Annotated in this window: 15 protein-coding genes and 1 pseudogene; 5 read left to right on the forward strand and 11 right to left on the reverse strand. The window is 67.4% G+C overall.

The features are described 5' to 3' along the window. Nucleotides 1–55: 55 nt before the first annotated feature. From P1U75_RS09310 to def (P1U75_RS09340), 7 genes are all read right to left on the reverse strand, one after another. A complete protein-coding gene (locus P1U75_RS09310) occupies nt 56–1,312 on the reverse strand; it encodes a DUF2254 domain-containing protein (RefSeq protein WP_300242439.1) in 1,257 nt (418 codons plus the stop codon). A gap of 168 nt (nt 1,313–1,480) precedes the next feature. Beyond that, nucleotides 1,481–1,717 carry a GlsB/YeaQ/YmgE family stress response membrane protein gene (locus tag P1U75_RS09315; protein ID WP_300242440.1) on the reverse strand — a complete coding sequence of 79 codons (237 nt, stop codon included), beginning with the start codon at nt 1,715–1,717 and terminating at the stop codon, nt 1,481–1,483. A 4-nt stretch (nt 1,718–1,721) separates the two neighbouring features. Beyond that, nucleotides 1,722–1,958 (reverse strand): hypothetical protein, encoded by a 237-nt coding sequence (locus tag P1U75_RS09320; RefSeq protein ID WP_300242441.1) that lies wholly within the window; start codon nt 1,956–1,958, stop codon nt 1,722–1,724. 20 nt (nt 1,959–1,978) lie between these two features. After that, nucleotides 1,979–2,887: a methionyl-tRNA formyltransferase gene (gene fmt, locus P1U75_RS09325; protein WP_300242443.1), complete on the reverse strand. Its 909-nt coding sequence runs from the start codon at nt 2,885–2,887 to the stop codon at nt 1,979–1,981. Between the two features lie 83 nt (nt 2,888–2,970). Further along, the gene (locus P1U75_RS09330; RefSeq protein WP_300242444.1) at nt 2,971–3,432 is read right to left on the reverse strand and encodes a MaoC family dehydratase; all 462 of its coding nucleotides are present in this window, start codon (nt 3,430–3,432) and stop codon (nt 2,971–2,973) included. A gap of 118 nt (nt 3,433–3,550) precedes the next feature. Further along, complete coding sequence (gene def, locus P1U75_RS09335) at nt 3,551–4,048, reverse strand: peptide deformylase (RefSeq protein WP_300242445.1); 498 nt, start codon at nt 4,046–4,048, stop codon at nt 3,551–3,553. A 1-nt stretch (nt 4,049) separates the two neighbouring features. Beyond that, a complete protein-coding gene (gene def, locus P1U75_RS09340) occupies nt 4,050–4,568 on the reverse strand; it encodes a peptide deformylase (RefSeq protein WP_300242446.1) in 519 nt (172 codons plus the stop codon). Nucleotides 4,569–4,665: 97 nt separating this feature from the next. On the opposite strand from def (P1U75_RS09340), the gene P1U75_RS09345 reads away from it, so the two are divergent. Next, nucleotides 4,666–5,838, forward strand: a complete 1,173-nt coding sequence (locus tag P1U75_RS09345) for a MalY/PatB family protein (RefSeq protein ID WP_300242447.1) — start codon at nt 4,666–4,668, stop codon at nt 5,836–5,838. A 167-nt stretch (nt 5,839–6,005) separates the two neighbouring features. Here P1U75_RS09345 and P1U75_RS09350 read toward each other — a convergent pair whose 3' ends face one another. Then, the gene (locus P1U75_RS09350; RefSeq protein ID WP_300242448.1) at nt 6,006–6,359 is read right to left on the reverse strand and encodes a hypothetical protein; all 354 of its coding nucleotides are present in this window, start codon (nt 6,357–6,359) and stop codon (nt 6,006–6,008) included. Nucleotides 6,360–6,566: 207 nt separating this feature from the next. On the opposite strand from P1U75_RS09350, the gene P1U75_RS09355 reads away from it, so the two are divergent. Continuing rightward, nucleotides 6,567–7,541, forward strand: coding sequence for a glutathione S-transferase family protein (locus P1U75_RS09355; RefSeq protein ID WP_300242449.1), 975 nt, complete (start codon nt 6,567–6,569; stop codon nt 7,539–7,541). Nucleotides 7,542–7,594: 53 nt separating this feature from the next. On the opposite strand, the gene P1U75_RS09360 is transcribed toward P1U75_RS09355, so the two are convergent. Beyond that, nucleotides 7,595–7,957: a response regulator gene (locus tag P1U75_RS09360; protein ID WP_300242450.1), complete on the reverse strand. Its 363-nt coding sequence runs from the start codon at nt 7,955–7,957 to the stop codon at nt 7,595–7,597. Between the two features lie 178 nt (nt 7,958–8,135). On the opposite strand from P1U75_RS09360, the gene P1U75_RS09365 reads away from it, so the two are divergent. The 3 genes from P1U75_RS09365 to P1U75_RS09375 are packed head-to-tail and all read left to right on the forward strand — an operon-like array spanning nt 8,136 to nt 11,211. Continuing rightward, entirely contained in the window at nt 8,136–9,098 is a 963-nt protein-coding gene (locus P1U75_RS09365; RefSeq protein ID WP_300242452.1) for a threonine-phosphate decarboxylase, read from the forward strand. Further along, nucleotides 9,095–10,015 carry an adenosylcobinamide-phosphate synthase CbiB gene (gene cbiB, locus P1U75_RS09370; protein WP_300242454.1) on the forward strand — a complete coding sequence of 307 codons (921 nt, stop codon included), beginning with the start codon at nt 9,095–9,097 and terminating at the stop codon, nt 10,013–10,015. Before P1U75_RS09365 ends, cbiB begins: the two co-directional genes overlap by 4 nt. A 26-nt stretch (nt 10,016–10,041) precedes the next feature. After that, nucleotides 10,042–11,211 (forward strand): lytic murein transglycosylase, encoded by a 1,170-nt coding sequence (locus tag P1U75_RS09375; protein WP_300242455.1) that lies wholly within the window; start codon nt 10,042–10,044, stop codon nt 11,209–11,211. A gap of 7 nt (nt 11,212–11,218) precedes the next feature. Here P1U75_RS09375 and P1U75_RS09380 read toward each other — a convergent pair whose 3' ends face one another. Both P1U75_RS09380 and P1U75_RS09385 read right to left on the reverse strand, forming a co-directional pair. Beyond that, a complete protein-coding gene (locus P1U75_RS09380; protein ID WP_300242456.1) occupies nt 11,219–11,575 on the reverse strand; it encodes a hypothetical protein in 357 nt (118 codons plus the stop codon). Between the two features lie 59 nt (nt 11,576–11,634). Continuing rightward, nucleotides 11,635–13,766, reverse strand: a pseudogene (locus P1U75_RS09385) (chromosome segregation protein SMC); the annotation flags it as partial.

The raw sequence follows: 13,766 nt of genomic DNA on the forward strand, positions 1-13,766 counted from the left end.
AACGCCCGGGTTTCAAACGCGGGCGTTCGCGGGCCCCTGGCCGGAAGCCCGCCGCTCAGGCCAGCAGGCGCGCGATCCGCTCCAGCCGTGTGACGTCGTCCTGCAACGGCAGCCGGTCCCTGGCCCGATCCAGCGCCAGCGCGGAATGTCGGCGGGCTTGCGCGGGGAAACCGGGGAAATCGAGGGTCGAGAGCGACAGGAACGCCTTCTGCAGCCGGATGCCGACCTCGACTGTGCCGGCGCCATCGCGGGCGATCGCGGTAAAGGCATCGTCGAACATCTCCGCCAGTTCCAGCGTCGGGACGATGACGCGATCATGGATCTCTTCGGTCCTTTCGCCCTCCTCCACCGGCCTTGCCCATGCCGAGAACAGCCGCACGAAACGCCCGATGATCACGATGGCGGTGCCGGGATCGTTCACCGCCGACGACAGGGCCCGGGCCGCGATCTCGGACAGCACGATAAGGCCGAACCGCGGATCCTCGTCGAAGGTCCGGTTTTCACCGATGACAAAGGCGTTCGCGATGCGCCTGGCGATCTTCTCGTCGGGATCCTCGTCTGTATCGAGGATCACCACCGGCCGCCCCGGCGCCAGGAAAGAACCGGGCATGGCATCGACCATGATCCGCAACTCATGGTCCTCCGCGATGGCCTGCAAGGCCTTCATGTCGACGTATTGGACGTAACCGATGTCGTCGCAAAAGACCCGGACGCCGCGAAGTTCGGTGCGTTGCGTCTTCTCCAACCCGCCGAGGAACGGCATCATGCGCCGCTCCCTCAGGGTGGTGCGCGCGGCGGCCTCGGCCTTGTCGATCGTGGTGCCCAGCCGACCGAGGCGGGCAATATTGTCGACCCAGCGCACGAAGGTGAGGATGACCCAAGCAAAGATCGCCAGGGTCAGGACGAACAGCACGAACAACCCACCCCGGCCATAGAGGCCGGTCTTGAGCGCGACGATCGAAACGATGCTGAAGATGAAGGCCCCGATGAAACTGGACAGCGCGGTCTGCGAGACGTCATCGGCCAGCACCAGCGCGAAGGCGCGCGGCGTGGCCGAGGCGCTGGCCGAGGAATAGCTGGCCAGCATCGAGCCCACGGCAAAGGTCGCGACCGCCAGCATCGACGAAGAAATGATCGTCAACAGCGTCTGGATCGTATCTGGCGTGATCTCGGGCAGCAGGCGCCCGGCGGACCAGTAATCCGCCGCCTGCGCGAGGAGCGAGGCGACCACCGCCAGAAAGCAATAGAGTGCGGGCTTGGCCCAGAGGCGCTTGCGCAGTTGCAGGATGCTATGGATGAAACGCGTTCTCATGGCACGGGCTCTCCGGGAACCGAGTGGAACCGCCTGCCGCCCGAAAGCGACGGGCCGAACCCTTGAGCGTAATGGGTTCGGTCCCTCCGCGCCAGCCTTTGTCAAGACGGGCGGGCTCGGCAGACCGGGCAGGCGATTGCAGGTTTCCCGCAGCGCCCCGGCGCCGCCCTATCGCCGGAAATAGGTCTGCCAGAGCCAGATCACCAGCATCGCGCCCAGCACCGCGCCGACGAAGCCCGACAGCGCGCCCATCATGGTCAGCAGCGCCCGCAGGATCAGCCCGCCCAGCAACGCGCCGACGATGCCGATCAGCATGGTGGTGGGGATGTCGGCCTCGACCTTCATCATCCGGGTGGCCAGAAACCCCGCCGCCGCGCCGATGATGATCAGGAAAACGATACTCATTGCCTTACCTCCGCCAGTGGAACGGTACGATGATCAGCGCCCCGACCGATGAGACGATGGCATTCATCCCCGGCGATCCGAAACCGATTCCGAACATCAGCCGCAGGTAGTAGAACAGGAAGGCACCGCCGATGCAGATGATGATGGATTGCAGGATCCCGTTGCGGGTAAAGCCGGTTTTCTCGGCGGCGTAGCCGACGATCCCGGCAATCACCACCGTGCCCATCAACGTCAGGATCATCCGTCCGTCTCCTCTCCGGCCTACGCCAGCCGCGTTCCCGGAGGCACGGCAAGACCGCGCAGGAACACATCCGCATCCTGCGCCGCCTTGCCCGCCCGTTGCAAGCGGGTCAATTGCACCGCGCCCGTACCGCAGGCGACGGTCAGCGCGTCGTCCAGCACCTCGCCCGGGGCGCCGCTGCCCACGGCGGGGCGTGAGGCCAGCAGTTTGACCCGTGCGCCGTCGATCTCGCACCAGGCGCCGGGAAAGGGCGAAAGGCCCCGGATCTTGCGGTCGACAGCCTCGGCGGGTTGGGTCCAGTCGACCCGCGCCTCGGATTTGTCGATCTTCTCGGCATAGGTCACGCCGGTGTCGGGCTGCGGCTCGGGCGCCAGGTCGTCGAGCCGCTCCAGCGCCTGCACGATCAGCGCCGCCCCCATCCCGGACAGCCTGTCATGCAGTTCGGCGGTGGTCTCCTGCGCGCCAATCGGCGTCGCCTCGCGCAGCAGCACCGGCCCGGTATCCAGCCCGGCCTCCATCTGCATGATGCAGACGCCGGTCTCGGCATCGCCGGCCATGATCGCGCGGTGAATCGGCGCGGCGCCGCGCCAGCGCGGCAGCAGGCTGGCATGGATGTTGAGGCAACCCCTGGCGGGCGCGTCCAGAATGGCCTGCGGCAGGATCAGCCCATAGGCGACCACGACGGCGACGTCGGCCTTGATCGCCGCAAACTCCGCCTGTTCCTCGGCCCGTTTCAGGCGGACCGGGTGGCGAACGGGCAGGCCCAGCGCCTCGGCCCGCGCCTGCACCGGGCTCGGGCGATCCTTCTTGCCGCGCCCGGCGGGGCGCGGTGGCTGGGAGTAGACGCAGGCGATTTCGTGCCCGGCCCCGACCAGCGCGTCGAGCACCGGCACCGAAAACTCCGGGGTTCCCATGAAGATGATGCGCATCGCCTGACCTCTGCCTTGTCGCCGGGGGATCAACGCCGCGCACCTTAGCCACGCGCCGCCCCATGTCCAGCATCTGCGGCGTGCTAGCCCTTGTCGCGGGGAAAGATGCCGTTGCTGATGAACTCCATCACCGGCACGCCGTCCTGGTTCAGCACCGTCACCTTGCTTTTCACGAAACCGATCGGGCGGCTTTTCGACGCGGTCAGCTCCAGCACCTCCATGCGCACCGACAGCACCTCACCGGGATAGACGGGTTTTAGCCAGCGCAGCGAATCGACGCCGGGCGAGCCCAGCGAGCGGCCGGTCTTGTTCATGTTCTCGACCATCATCGCCATGGTCATCGCACAGGTGTGCCAGCCGCTGGCGCAGAGCCCGCCGAACAGCGACTTTTTCGCCGCCTCCTCGTCGAGGTGAAAGAACTGCGCGTCGTATTTGCTGGCAAACTCGATGACCTCGTCCTTGGTCACCTCATAGGCACCGAATTCCTGCACCTGCCCGACCTCGAAACGCTCGAAGGGGATGAAATTAAGTGTTTCCTCGGCCATGTGCGCCCTTCCTTAGTGGTCTTTGACACCCGGAAAATCGCGGGTTCCGGGACGGATGCAAAGGTCAAAGCACCGCCGCGCGGAGGAACGCGGCGTCACTTGGCGGGCGCCTGCTCGGTCAGTCGGCCAGCTTGCGCGCCTTGCGCAGCAGCATGTCGCGTTTCACCTTGCTCAGCCGGTCGAAATACATCCGGCCCGCCAGGTGGTCGATCTGGTGTTGCACGCTGGTCGCCCAGAGGCCGACGAAATCGCGCTCCTCGACCTCGCCCTGTTCATTCAGAAACCGCACGGTGACTGCGCGGGGGCGCTCGATCCGGGCCGAGACCCCGGGCAGATTGGGGCTGGCCTCCTCGTGCGCGCGCGGCTGCACCGACGCGTGCAGCACCTCCGGGTTGGCCATGCGCACCGCCTGCCCGCGCGCGTCGGAGGCGTCGACCACCGCCAGCCGCAGCATCACGCCGATCTGCGGCGCGGCGAGGCCGACGCCCGGCATCGCCTCCATGGTGTCGATCATGTCGGCCCAGGTGGCGCGGATCTGCTCAGTGATCTCTTCGACCGGTTCCGCCGGGGTGCGCAGCCGCCTGTCGGGCCAGCGCAGGGTCGGGCGTGCGACCATGTCAGGTGCGCGCCATGTCGCGTTTCAGCTTCTGCATCTTGCGGGTGATCATCTGCCGTTTCATCGGGCCGAGATAATCGATGAAGAGCTTGCCGTTCAGGTGGTCGATCTCATGCTGCACGCAGGTCGCCCAAAGCCCGTCGAAGGTCTCCTTGCGGGCGTTGCCGTCGCGGTCCATCCAGGTCACCTCGACCTCGGAGGGGCGGGTCACTTCGGCGAATTGCTCCGGGATCGAGAGGCAGCCCTCTTCATAGCTGCTCGTCTCGTCCGAACTGGCCAGGATCTCGGGGTTGAACATCATCATGGGCCTCCGCTCCGCCCCCTCCTCCTTGACGCAGTCCAGTACGATCAACCGGTCCAGCACCCCGACCTGCGGCGCGGCAAGGCCGATGCCGGGGGCCTGGTACATGGTTTCCAGCATGTCGTCGGCCAGGCGGCGCAGCTCGTCCGAGACGTCGGGCACGGGCGCGCAGAGCTTTTTCAGCCGGGGGTCGGGATGGATCAGGATCGAACGTTTCATGACTGTGATTTAGGCGATCGCCCCGCCCTCCGCAACGCCCCCCCTTGCGCCCGTCGCAATCCGCGTTAGCCTCCGCCGCAACCAGACGGAGACCCCCATGAATTTTGACGAGATCATCGACCGCCGCGGCACCCATTGCGCGAAATGGGACAAGATGGAAGCAATCTACGGCGTTTCGCCCGACGAGGGGCTGCCGATGTGGGTGGCCGACACCGATTTCCGCGCGCCTGACGTGGTGCTGGAGCGGATGCGCGAGATGGCCGGGCATGGGGTGTTCGGCTATTTCGACAACACCGAGGAATACACCGGCGCGATCCGCTGGTGGATGGACACCCGCCACGGCTGGTCGGTCGAGCCGGACTGGATCTTTACCACCACCGGGCTGGTCAACGGTGTGGGCATGTGCCTTGACACCTTTACCGCCCCGGGCGACGGGATCGTGCTGTTCACCCCGGTCTACCACGCCTTTGCCAAGGTGATCCGCAATGCCGGGCGCAAGGTGGTCGAGTGCGAGATGGTCAACGACGATGGCCGCTATGCGCTGGATTTCGAGGCTTGGGACGCGCAGATGACCGGCGCCGAGAAGATGGTGATCCTGTGTTCGCCGCACAATCCGGGTGGCCGGGTCTGGACCAGGGAGGAGTTGCAGGGCGTCGCTGATTTCTGCCGCCGCCACGACCTGTTGCTGATCTCGGACGAGATTCATCACGACCTGGTCTATCCGGGGCAAAAGCACCTGCCGATGCCGGTGGCAGACCCGGCGATCACCGACCGTTTGATGATGCTGACCGCCCCCTCCAAGACCTTCAACGTGGCCGGGCTGCACACCGGCAACGTGATCATCCCCGACGACAGGCTGCGGGCGCGCTTCGCGGCGCGGATGGCGGCGCTGAACCTGTCGGGCAACTCGGTGGGCCAGGCGGTATTGGCGGCGGCCTATTCGCCCGAGGGCGCGGCCTGGGTCGATGAGTTGATGGTCTATCTCGACGGCAACCGGAGGCTTTTCGACGCCGCCATCGCCGGGATCCCCGGCCTCAAGTCGATGGAGCTCGAATCCACCTTCCTCGCCTGGGTCGATTTCTCCGGCACCGGCATGGAGCGGGCGGAGTTCACCGCACGGGTCGAGCAGCAGGCCAGGATCGCCGCCAACCACGGCCCCACCTTCGGGCTGGGCGGCGAAAACTTCCTGCGGTTCAACCTCGGCACCCAGCGGGCACGGATCGAGGACGCCTGCGCCCGGCTGACGGCGGCCTTTGGCGATCTGCAATAGGCCCGGGCCTGTTCGTACCGAGCGCCCCAAAACAGCAAAGGCCGTAAGGTGGGCAATTTGCCCACCACGATTTCAGGATTCCACACCGAGATACGCCGATTCGCCATGTTCGGTGGGAAGATTGCCCACTCTACACGTCCCGTCCTCCCACAGGTAAGCGCCCGGGGTCACTCCGGCCGGGGCAGCAGCGCCGCCGGCGCCTCGGGGTCGCGACTGTAGTCCAGCGGCGCGCGGTCGGTCACCGCGGTGGAGCGCTTGAACTCGTACCGCATCTCTCCGTCTTCTTCCTCGGCGGCGACAATCAGACATTGGTAGAGGTGGCGGCTACCGTCGTAGAGATCGACCAGCCCGCGCAACCGCGCGCCCTCCCCGGCCTCGACCGAGAATCCGTCGCGCCACAGCCGCAACACCTTGTGAAACTCCTCGCCGGCCAGCACCCGCAACCGGCTGGCCTTTTTCAGCCCCGCCAGCCGCGCCGCATCCAGCCCGGCGCGCAATTCGTCCGAAAGATAGGTAGTCACGTCAAGATTCTCCCCAAGGCGGGTTTCACTTTGGGCGCGGACGGCACGAAGGCAAGAACTCAAACCGGAATGTCGCCCAGATGACCGCGACCCGCTGCCTTTTTGCAGCACCCGCTTGTGCAGCGACGCAGGGGAGATGCGCAGCCATGGGGATGGGCAAGGGGGGCGGCGCCGCCTAAGTCCCGTTGCAACACCAAGGAGGACACGATGGGTTTGCTGATCGACGGGACATGGCATGACGCCTGGTACGACACCGCCAAGTCAGGCGGGCGGTTCCAACGCGCGGCGGCGCAATTCCGCAACTGGATCACCACCGACGGCAGCGCCGGACCCAGCGGAACCGGCGGTTTTACCGCCGAATCGGGGCGCTATCACCTCTATGTCAGCCTCGCCTGCCCCTGGGCCCATCGCACGCTGATCTTTCGCGCGCTCAAGGGGCTGGAGGATCACATCGGCGTTTCCGTGGTCCATCCCGACATGCTGGAGAACGGCTGGAGTTTCTCTACCGATTTCGATGGCGCCACCGGCGACCTGCTGTACGGCCACGACTTCGCGCACCAGATCTATACCCGCGCCGATCCGGCGTTCAGCGGGCGGGTGACGGTGCCGATCCTCTGGGACCGGGCACGCGAGACCATCGTCTCGAACGAAAGCTCGGAGATCATCCGCATGTTCAACGCGGCCTTCGACGGGCTCACCGGCAACCAGGCGGATTTCTGGCCCGAGGATCTGCGAGAAGCGATCGAGCCGGTCAACGCGCGGATCTACGACACGCTCAACAACGGCGTCTACAGATCCGGTTTTGCCACCACGCAAGCGGCCTATGACGAGGCGGTGCAACCGCTGTTCGATACGCTCGACTGGCTGGAGGAACGGCTGGGCGAGACCCGCTATCTGATGGGCGATCGGATCACCGAGGCCGACTGGCGCCTGTTCACCACGCTGATCCGCTTCGACCCGGTCTATCATGTGCATTTCAAGTGCAGCAGGAAACGGATCGTCGATTACCCCAACCTCTGGGCCTATACGCGCGAACTCTATCAATGGCCGGGGGTCGCGGGGACGGTGAACCTCGATCAAATCGTGCGCCATTATTACTTCAGCCATGACGCGATCAACCCGTACCGGATCGTGCCCATGGTGGCCGAGCCCGACCTCTGGGAACCGCACGGGCGGGGGTAGGCAGGCGGATAGAGCGGAAGCGGCGGGCGGCACTTGATGCCGCCGCCGGCGTCCTACTTTGCCCCGCCGTAATGCGCGACGATGGCGGCCAGATCCTCGGGCGAGGTGCTGCTGCGCACATAGGCGCAGGCGTTGGCGCTATGGGCAAAGATCGAGCCGTCGGAAAAGAACGTCGTGTCGGTGACGAAGACCACCCGCGTGTCCGGGCTGCGGAAGCTGGCGAAATCGGCCACCGCCAGGGCGCTGCCGTCCTTGAGGATCAGGTCGAGCACGATGATGTCGAATCGCTTTGTCTGCAGCGCGAGGATCGCCGCGCTCTGGGTGGCGACCAGGGTAACCTTGCCGCCCTGGCGGCGCAGATGCCGCGCCCAGAGGTCGCCCAGGTCCGGATCGCCTTCGACGATGAGAATTTCCATTGTCTCGTCTTGCCCCGCGCAGACAGGCGTCATACGCGCGCCCGGAAATCGCAATCATATTCGCATTCTAACGACTCTTGCCGCCGTCTCCAAGCCGTGCGGTCAAGCCCCCGCTTGTGTCGGCGCGGGAAATCCGGTTGAAGCGGGGCGATGCCCCTTCAGCGACCGGGTCCGCCAGATGCCGCAGCTTTCCAAGCCAGAATCCCACGCCCCCCGCGATCATGGCGGCGGCCTCGACGAAGCGATCGCGCGATTCGGCGGAACGCGCGCCAACTGGCTCGACCTGTCCACCGGCATCAATCCGGAGCCCTATCCGCTGCCAGCGCTGGCCGAGGCGGATTGGACCGCCCTGCCGGACCGCGCCGCGCAGGAGGCGCTGGTGCAGGCCGCGCGCGGCTTCTGGCGGGTGCCGGAGGGGGCCGGCGTGCTGGCCGCGCCGGGGGCCTCGGCACTGATCGCGCGCCTTCCCGCGCTGGCCGCTCCGGGCCGGGTGCGGATCGACATGCCCACCTACAATGAACATGCGGCCGGGTTTGCCGCGCAGGGCTGGACCGTGACCGGAGACGGCCCGGCCGAGGCGCGGGTGCTGGTGCATCCGAACAACCCCGACGGTCGGCTTTGGACCGCGGCCGATGCCGACGCCCCGCTGACGGTGATCGACGAGAGCTTTTGCGACATCTGCCCGGACCGCTCTCTGGTCGCGCTGACCGCCCGGCCGGGTGTCGTGATCCTCAAGAGCTTCGGCAAGTTCTGGGGGCTGGCGGGGCTACGGCTCGGCTTTGCCATCGCCCTGCCGGAGACGATCGCGCGGCTGTCGCAGATGCTGGGGCCCTGGCCGGTTTCCGGCCCGGCGCTGCAGGTGGGTGCGGCGGCCCTGCGCGATATCGCCTGGGCCGAGGCCACACGGGCGCGGCTGGCGCGGGACGCCGCGCGGCTGGATCGACTGGTGACCGGGCGCGGGGCCAGGCTGGAAGGCGGCACCGATCTGTTCCGGCTTTACCGCGTCGAGGACGCGGCCGCGTGGCAGGACCGGCTGGCCCGGCATCAGGTCTGGTGCCGGATTTTTCCCTATTCTGAAACCCTTTTGCGGCTGGGCTTGCCCCCTGCCGAAGGCTGGGACCAGCTCGAGACCGCGCTGTGAGCAGCGCCGCGATGCTGGCCGCCGCGATGCTTCTCGACGCGGTTCTGGGCGAGCCCGACTGGCTGTGGAAGCGGCTGCCGCACCCCGCCGTTCTGATGGGCCGCGCGGTCGCCGCGCTGGATCGGCTGCTGAACCGGGGCGATGGCCGGCTATCCAAGGGGGCGCTCGCCGTGGCGCTGCTGGCTCTGGCGGCGCTGACGCTGGGCGAGATCCTTGCCCTGTTGGGGCCTTTGGCCGAGTGTCTTGTCGCCGCCGTGCTGCTGGCGCAACGATCACTGGTGCAGCATGTGCAGGCGGTGGCCGGGGGTCTGCGCGCCTCGGTCGCTGAGGGGCGGCGCACGGTCGGCCGGATCGTCAGCCGCGACACCGAAACGATGGACGAAAGCCAGATCGCGCGCGCCGCGATCGAAAGCGCGGCGGAGAATCTTTCCGACGGGGTGATCGCCCCGGCGTTCTGGTTTCTCGTTCTGGGGACTCCGGGCCTCGTTCTGTACAAGATCATCAACACCGCCGACAGCATGATCGGCTATCGCACCGCGCGCCACGAGGCCTTCGGCAAGGTGGCGGCGCGCGCCGATGATCTGATGAACCTGATCCCGGCGCGGCTGACCGGGTTGCTGATTGCCCTGTTCACCGGGCAGATGCGGCATTGGTCCGAAATCGCCGCCGATGCCCGGCGGCACAAATCCCCCAATGCCGGCTGGCCCGAGGCGGCGATGGCCCGCGCGCTCGATGTGGCCCTGGCCGGGCCGCGCAGCTATGACGGGGCGCTGCGCGATCTGCCCTGGGTCAACGGCAGCGGGCGCCGCCGCATCGGCGCGGGTGAGATCGAGGCCGCCGCGCGGCTTCTGTGGCGGATCTGGCTGGTTTTCCTGGCACTGATTGTTGCCTGCGCACTGTTGCTGCCGCTATGGTAGGTAAAATTTTCAAGGATATTGTTTTCATGCGTCTTTTCGCCCCCCTCATTGCGCTCTGCCTTGCCGTGCCTGCTGCCCATGCGCAATGCGGCGGCCCGTTTTCCACCTTTGTCGACGGTCTCAGGTCCGAGGCCGTGAGCAAGGGCCATGACCGGGCGACGGTAAACGCGTTCTTTGGCTCGGTCCGGCAGGACCCAAAGGTGCTGCGCGCCGACCGGGCTCAGGGCGTGTTCCAGATGCCATTCATCGAGTTTTCGCGCCGGCTGATCTCACAAAACCGGATCGACCGGGGCCGGGCAATGGCCAAGAAATACAGCCGCGTTTTCGACCGGATCGAGCGCGAGTTCGGCGTGTCGCGCGGGGTGCTGCTGGCGTTCTGGGCCTTCGAGACCGATTACGGCGGGTTCCAGGGCGATTTCAACACGCTGAACGCGCTGACCACGCTGGCGCATGACTGCCGCCGCCCGCACCTGTTCCGGCCGCAGATCTTTGCCGCGCTGGAGCTTTACGAGCACGGCGATTTCGAGCCGGCGCGCACCACCGGCGCCTGGGCGGGCGAGATCGGCATGGTGCAGATGCTGCCGCGCGACATCATCGAGAATGGGGTGGACGGCGACGGCGACGGGCATGTGCGGCTGAAAACCTCGGCGCCCGATGCGCTGATGTCGGGGGGCAATATGTTGTCGCATCTGGGCTGGCGCGCCGGCGAGCCCTGGTTGCAGGAGGTGCGGGTGCCCGAGGGCCTGGACTGGTCGCTGACCGGGCCCGGGCAAACCCTCACCGTGGCCGACTGGGCGCGGATGGGTGTGCGCCCGCGCGCCGGGCAGTTGGCGAATGGATCGCTGCCGGCCTCGATCATTCTGCCGCAGGGGCGCAAGGGACCGGCCTTCATCGCCTATCCCAATTTCCAGGTCTATTTCGAGTGGAACCAGAGTTTCACCTATGTGCTGACGGCGGCCTATTTCGCCACCCGGCTGGAGGGGGGGCAAGTCTATGATGCGGGCAACCCCGAAGCGGGGCTGTCGGGGGCGCAGATGAAGCAGTTGCAGACCAGGTTGCAGGCCAAGGGGTACGACGTGGGCAAGATCGACGGCATCCTCGGCAGCGGCACCCGCGCCGCCGTTCAGGCCGAACAGAAACGTCTGGGCCTGCCCGCCGACGCCTGGCCGACCGCGGCTTTGTTGAGCCGACTCTAGAAGCGCGTCAGTTGCCGAGCCCCAGTTCGAAGCGGAAGGGCAGACGCCCGCGGCCTTCGGTCACCAGCATGCGCATCTGGCCCTCGCGCAGGTAAAGATCGCAGTTGCTGGTTCCGTCGCCGTAGTCGATGCAGAGCCGACCATCCGGGCGCAGGGTGAACAGGCCGAAGTCCTGAGAGGTCCGGGCCGGCAAATGACGCCGGACCGACCCGTCGGAGGCCAGCCGGGGCGCGTGGGGGGCGGTGAAGCGCAGCTGTTCCCCGGTGTAGATCCCGTCGAAGTCCGATGCAGGCCAATCCCATCCCTGCGCCGGCAGCGCGGCGGGGCACAGCAACAGGCTCAGGGACAGCAGAATTTTCTTCATGCCCGATCTTACTCCGGCTTGTCTGGATTGTACGAGCGAATACGGGAGGTTGCGGCATTTCACGCCACCAGAGATTCGGCCTTTTTCAGATCGACCGAGACAAGCTGGCTGACCCCCTGTTCCTGCATGGTGACGCCGAACAGGCGGTCCATCCGGCTCATCGTCACGGCGTGGTGGGTGATGATCAGGAACCGCGTGTCGGTCTGGCGGCACATTTCGTCGAGCAGGTCGCAGAACCGCGTCACATTGGCATCGTCGAGCGGCGCATCGACCTCGTCGAGCACGCAGATCGGCGCCGGGTTGGCCAGGAACACCGCAAAGATCAGCGCCAGCGCGGTCAGCGTCTGTTCGCCGCCCGACAACAGCGACAGCGTCGAGAGCTTCTTGCCCGGCGGCTGGCACATGATCTCCAGCCCCGCCTCGAGCGGATCGTCGCTTTCGACCATGACGAGGTTGGCCTCGCCGCCGCTGAAGAGATGCCGAAACAGCAGGGAAAAGTTGCTGTTGACCTGCTCAAAAGCGGTGAGCAGCCGTTCGCGCCCCTCGCGGTTGAGGCCGGCAATGCCACTGCGCAGGGTCTTGATCGCCTCTTCCAGGTCGGTCTTTTCGGACAAGAGGGTGTCGAATTCCTCCTGCACCTCGCGGGCGTCCTCCTCGGCGCGCAGGTTTACCGCGCCGAGCGCATCGCGCTGACGCTTGTAGCGGTTGACGTCGGCCTCCAGCACGTCGGCGCGGGGCATGTCCGCGGGCGCGGCGTCGAGCTGGTTGAGCAGCTGGTTGGGGGTCAGCTGCATATCCTCGGCGATGCGCTCGGCGGCGGCGTGCACTGTTTCGCGGGCGGCCTCCATGCGGGCCTCAGCGGCGGCGCGCCCCTCGCGCGCGTCGGAGGCGTGGCGTTCGGCGTCGCGCTCGGTCTGGATCGCGGTACGCTGCGCCGTCTCGCCCGCCGCCAGGGCATCGGCGGCGGCGGCGCGGCGGGCCTCGGCCTGGGCGGCAGCCTCTGACAGATCCTCGCGCTTTTCGGCGATCTGTTCGGGCACGGCCCGGGCGGTTTCCAGTTCCTCTTCCGAGCCGTACTTGCGCTCCACAAGCTCGGAGATGCGGCGTTCGGCGGTGTCGAGCCGGTGCTTCCAGCCGCTGATCTCCTTGGTGACCTCCTGCTGGCGCTTGATCCGTGCGTCGCCCTCGCGGCGCAGCTCGTCATGGGCGGAGCGGCGGGTGAGCATGGTGATGCGCGCGGCCTCGACGGTTTGGCGGATCGCCTCGACCTGCGCCCGGGCGCTGTCCAGATCGCCAAGTTCGGCCAGCCCGGATTCGGCCTCGCGCAACTGCGCGCGGGCGGCCATCGCATCCTCCTTGTGGCGGGTCACGGCCAGCCCGAGGTTCTCCAGCCTGCCGGAGGCGAGGTTGCGCTCGGCCTCGGCGCGGCTGAGGGCGCGGGCGGCATCCGCCACCCGCTGATCGGCGGAGCGGCGGGCGGCGCGGGCGGATTTGTCGGCCTCGGTCACCTCGGCCAGCTTGCGGCTCAGGCTTTCGTGCGCGGCGCGGGTTCCGTCGGCGCGGGCGGTGACCTGTTCCAGCTCGTGCTTGAGCGCCTCGAGCCGGTTCAGCTGCTCCAGCCGCAGCGCGGCGGCGCTGGGGGCATCCTCGGCCCAGGCGCGGTAGCCGTCCCAGCGCCACAGGTCGCCCTCGAGCGTGACCAGCCGCTGACCGGGTTTCAGCAGCGGTTGCAGACGCGGGCCGTCCTCGGCCTCGATCACCCCGATCTGGCCGATGCGGCGGGCCAGCACCGCGGGCGCGGTCACATGTTCGGACAGCCCAGTCACGCCGCCGGGCAGATCCTGTGCCTCGTCATAGCCGGGCAGTTGCGCCCAGCCTGACGGGCCGTCCTCATCGACCACGGGGGCGCGCAGATCGTCGGCCAGCGCAGCACCCAGCGCCTTTTCATAACCCGGCGTCACCCGCAGCAGGTCGAGCAACTGCCCGCCCTCGGCGGTGTCGCGCGCCACCAGCCTGGCCAGGGCCTGGGTCTCGGCGCGCAGCGCGCCGGCCTCGCCCTCGGCCTCGGAGCGTTGTGCGCGGGCCTCGGCCTCGCGCGACTGGGTATCGGTGCGCATCTCGTCGGCGGCGGCCAGCGCCTCCTCGGCGGCCTCGGCGGCCTCCTGCGCCTCTTCGGCGGTCTCCTGCGCGG

Source organism: Antarcticimicrobium sp. (genome assembly GCF_029212575.1).
Lineage (GTDB): Bacteria > Pseudomonadota > Alphaproteobacteria > Rhodobacterales > Rhodobacteraceae > Antarcticimicrobium.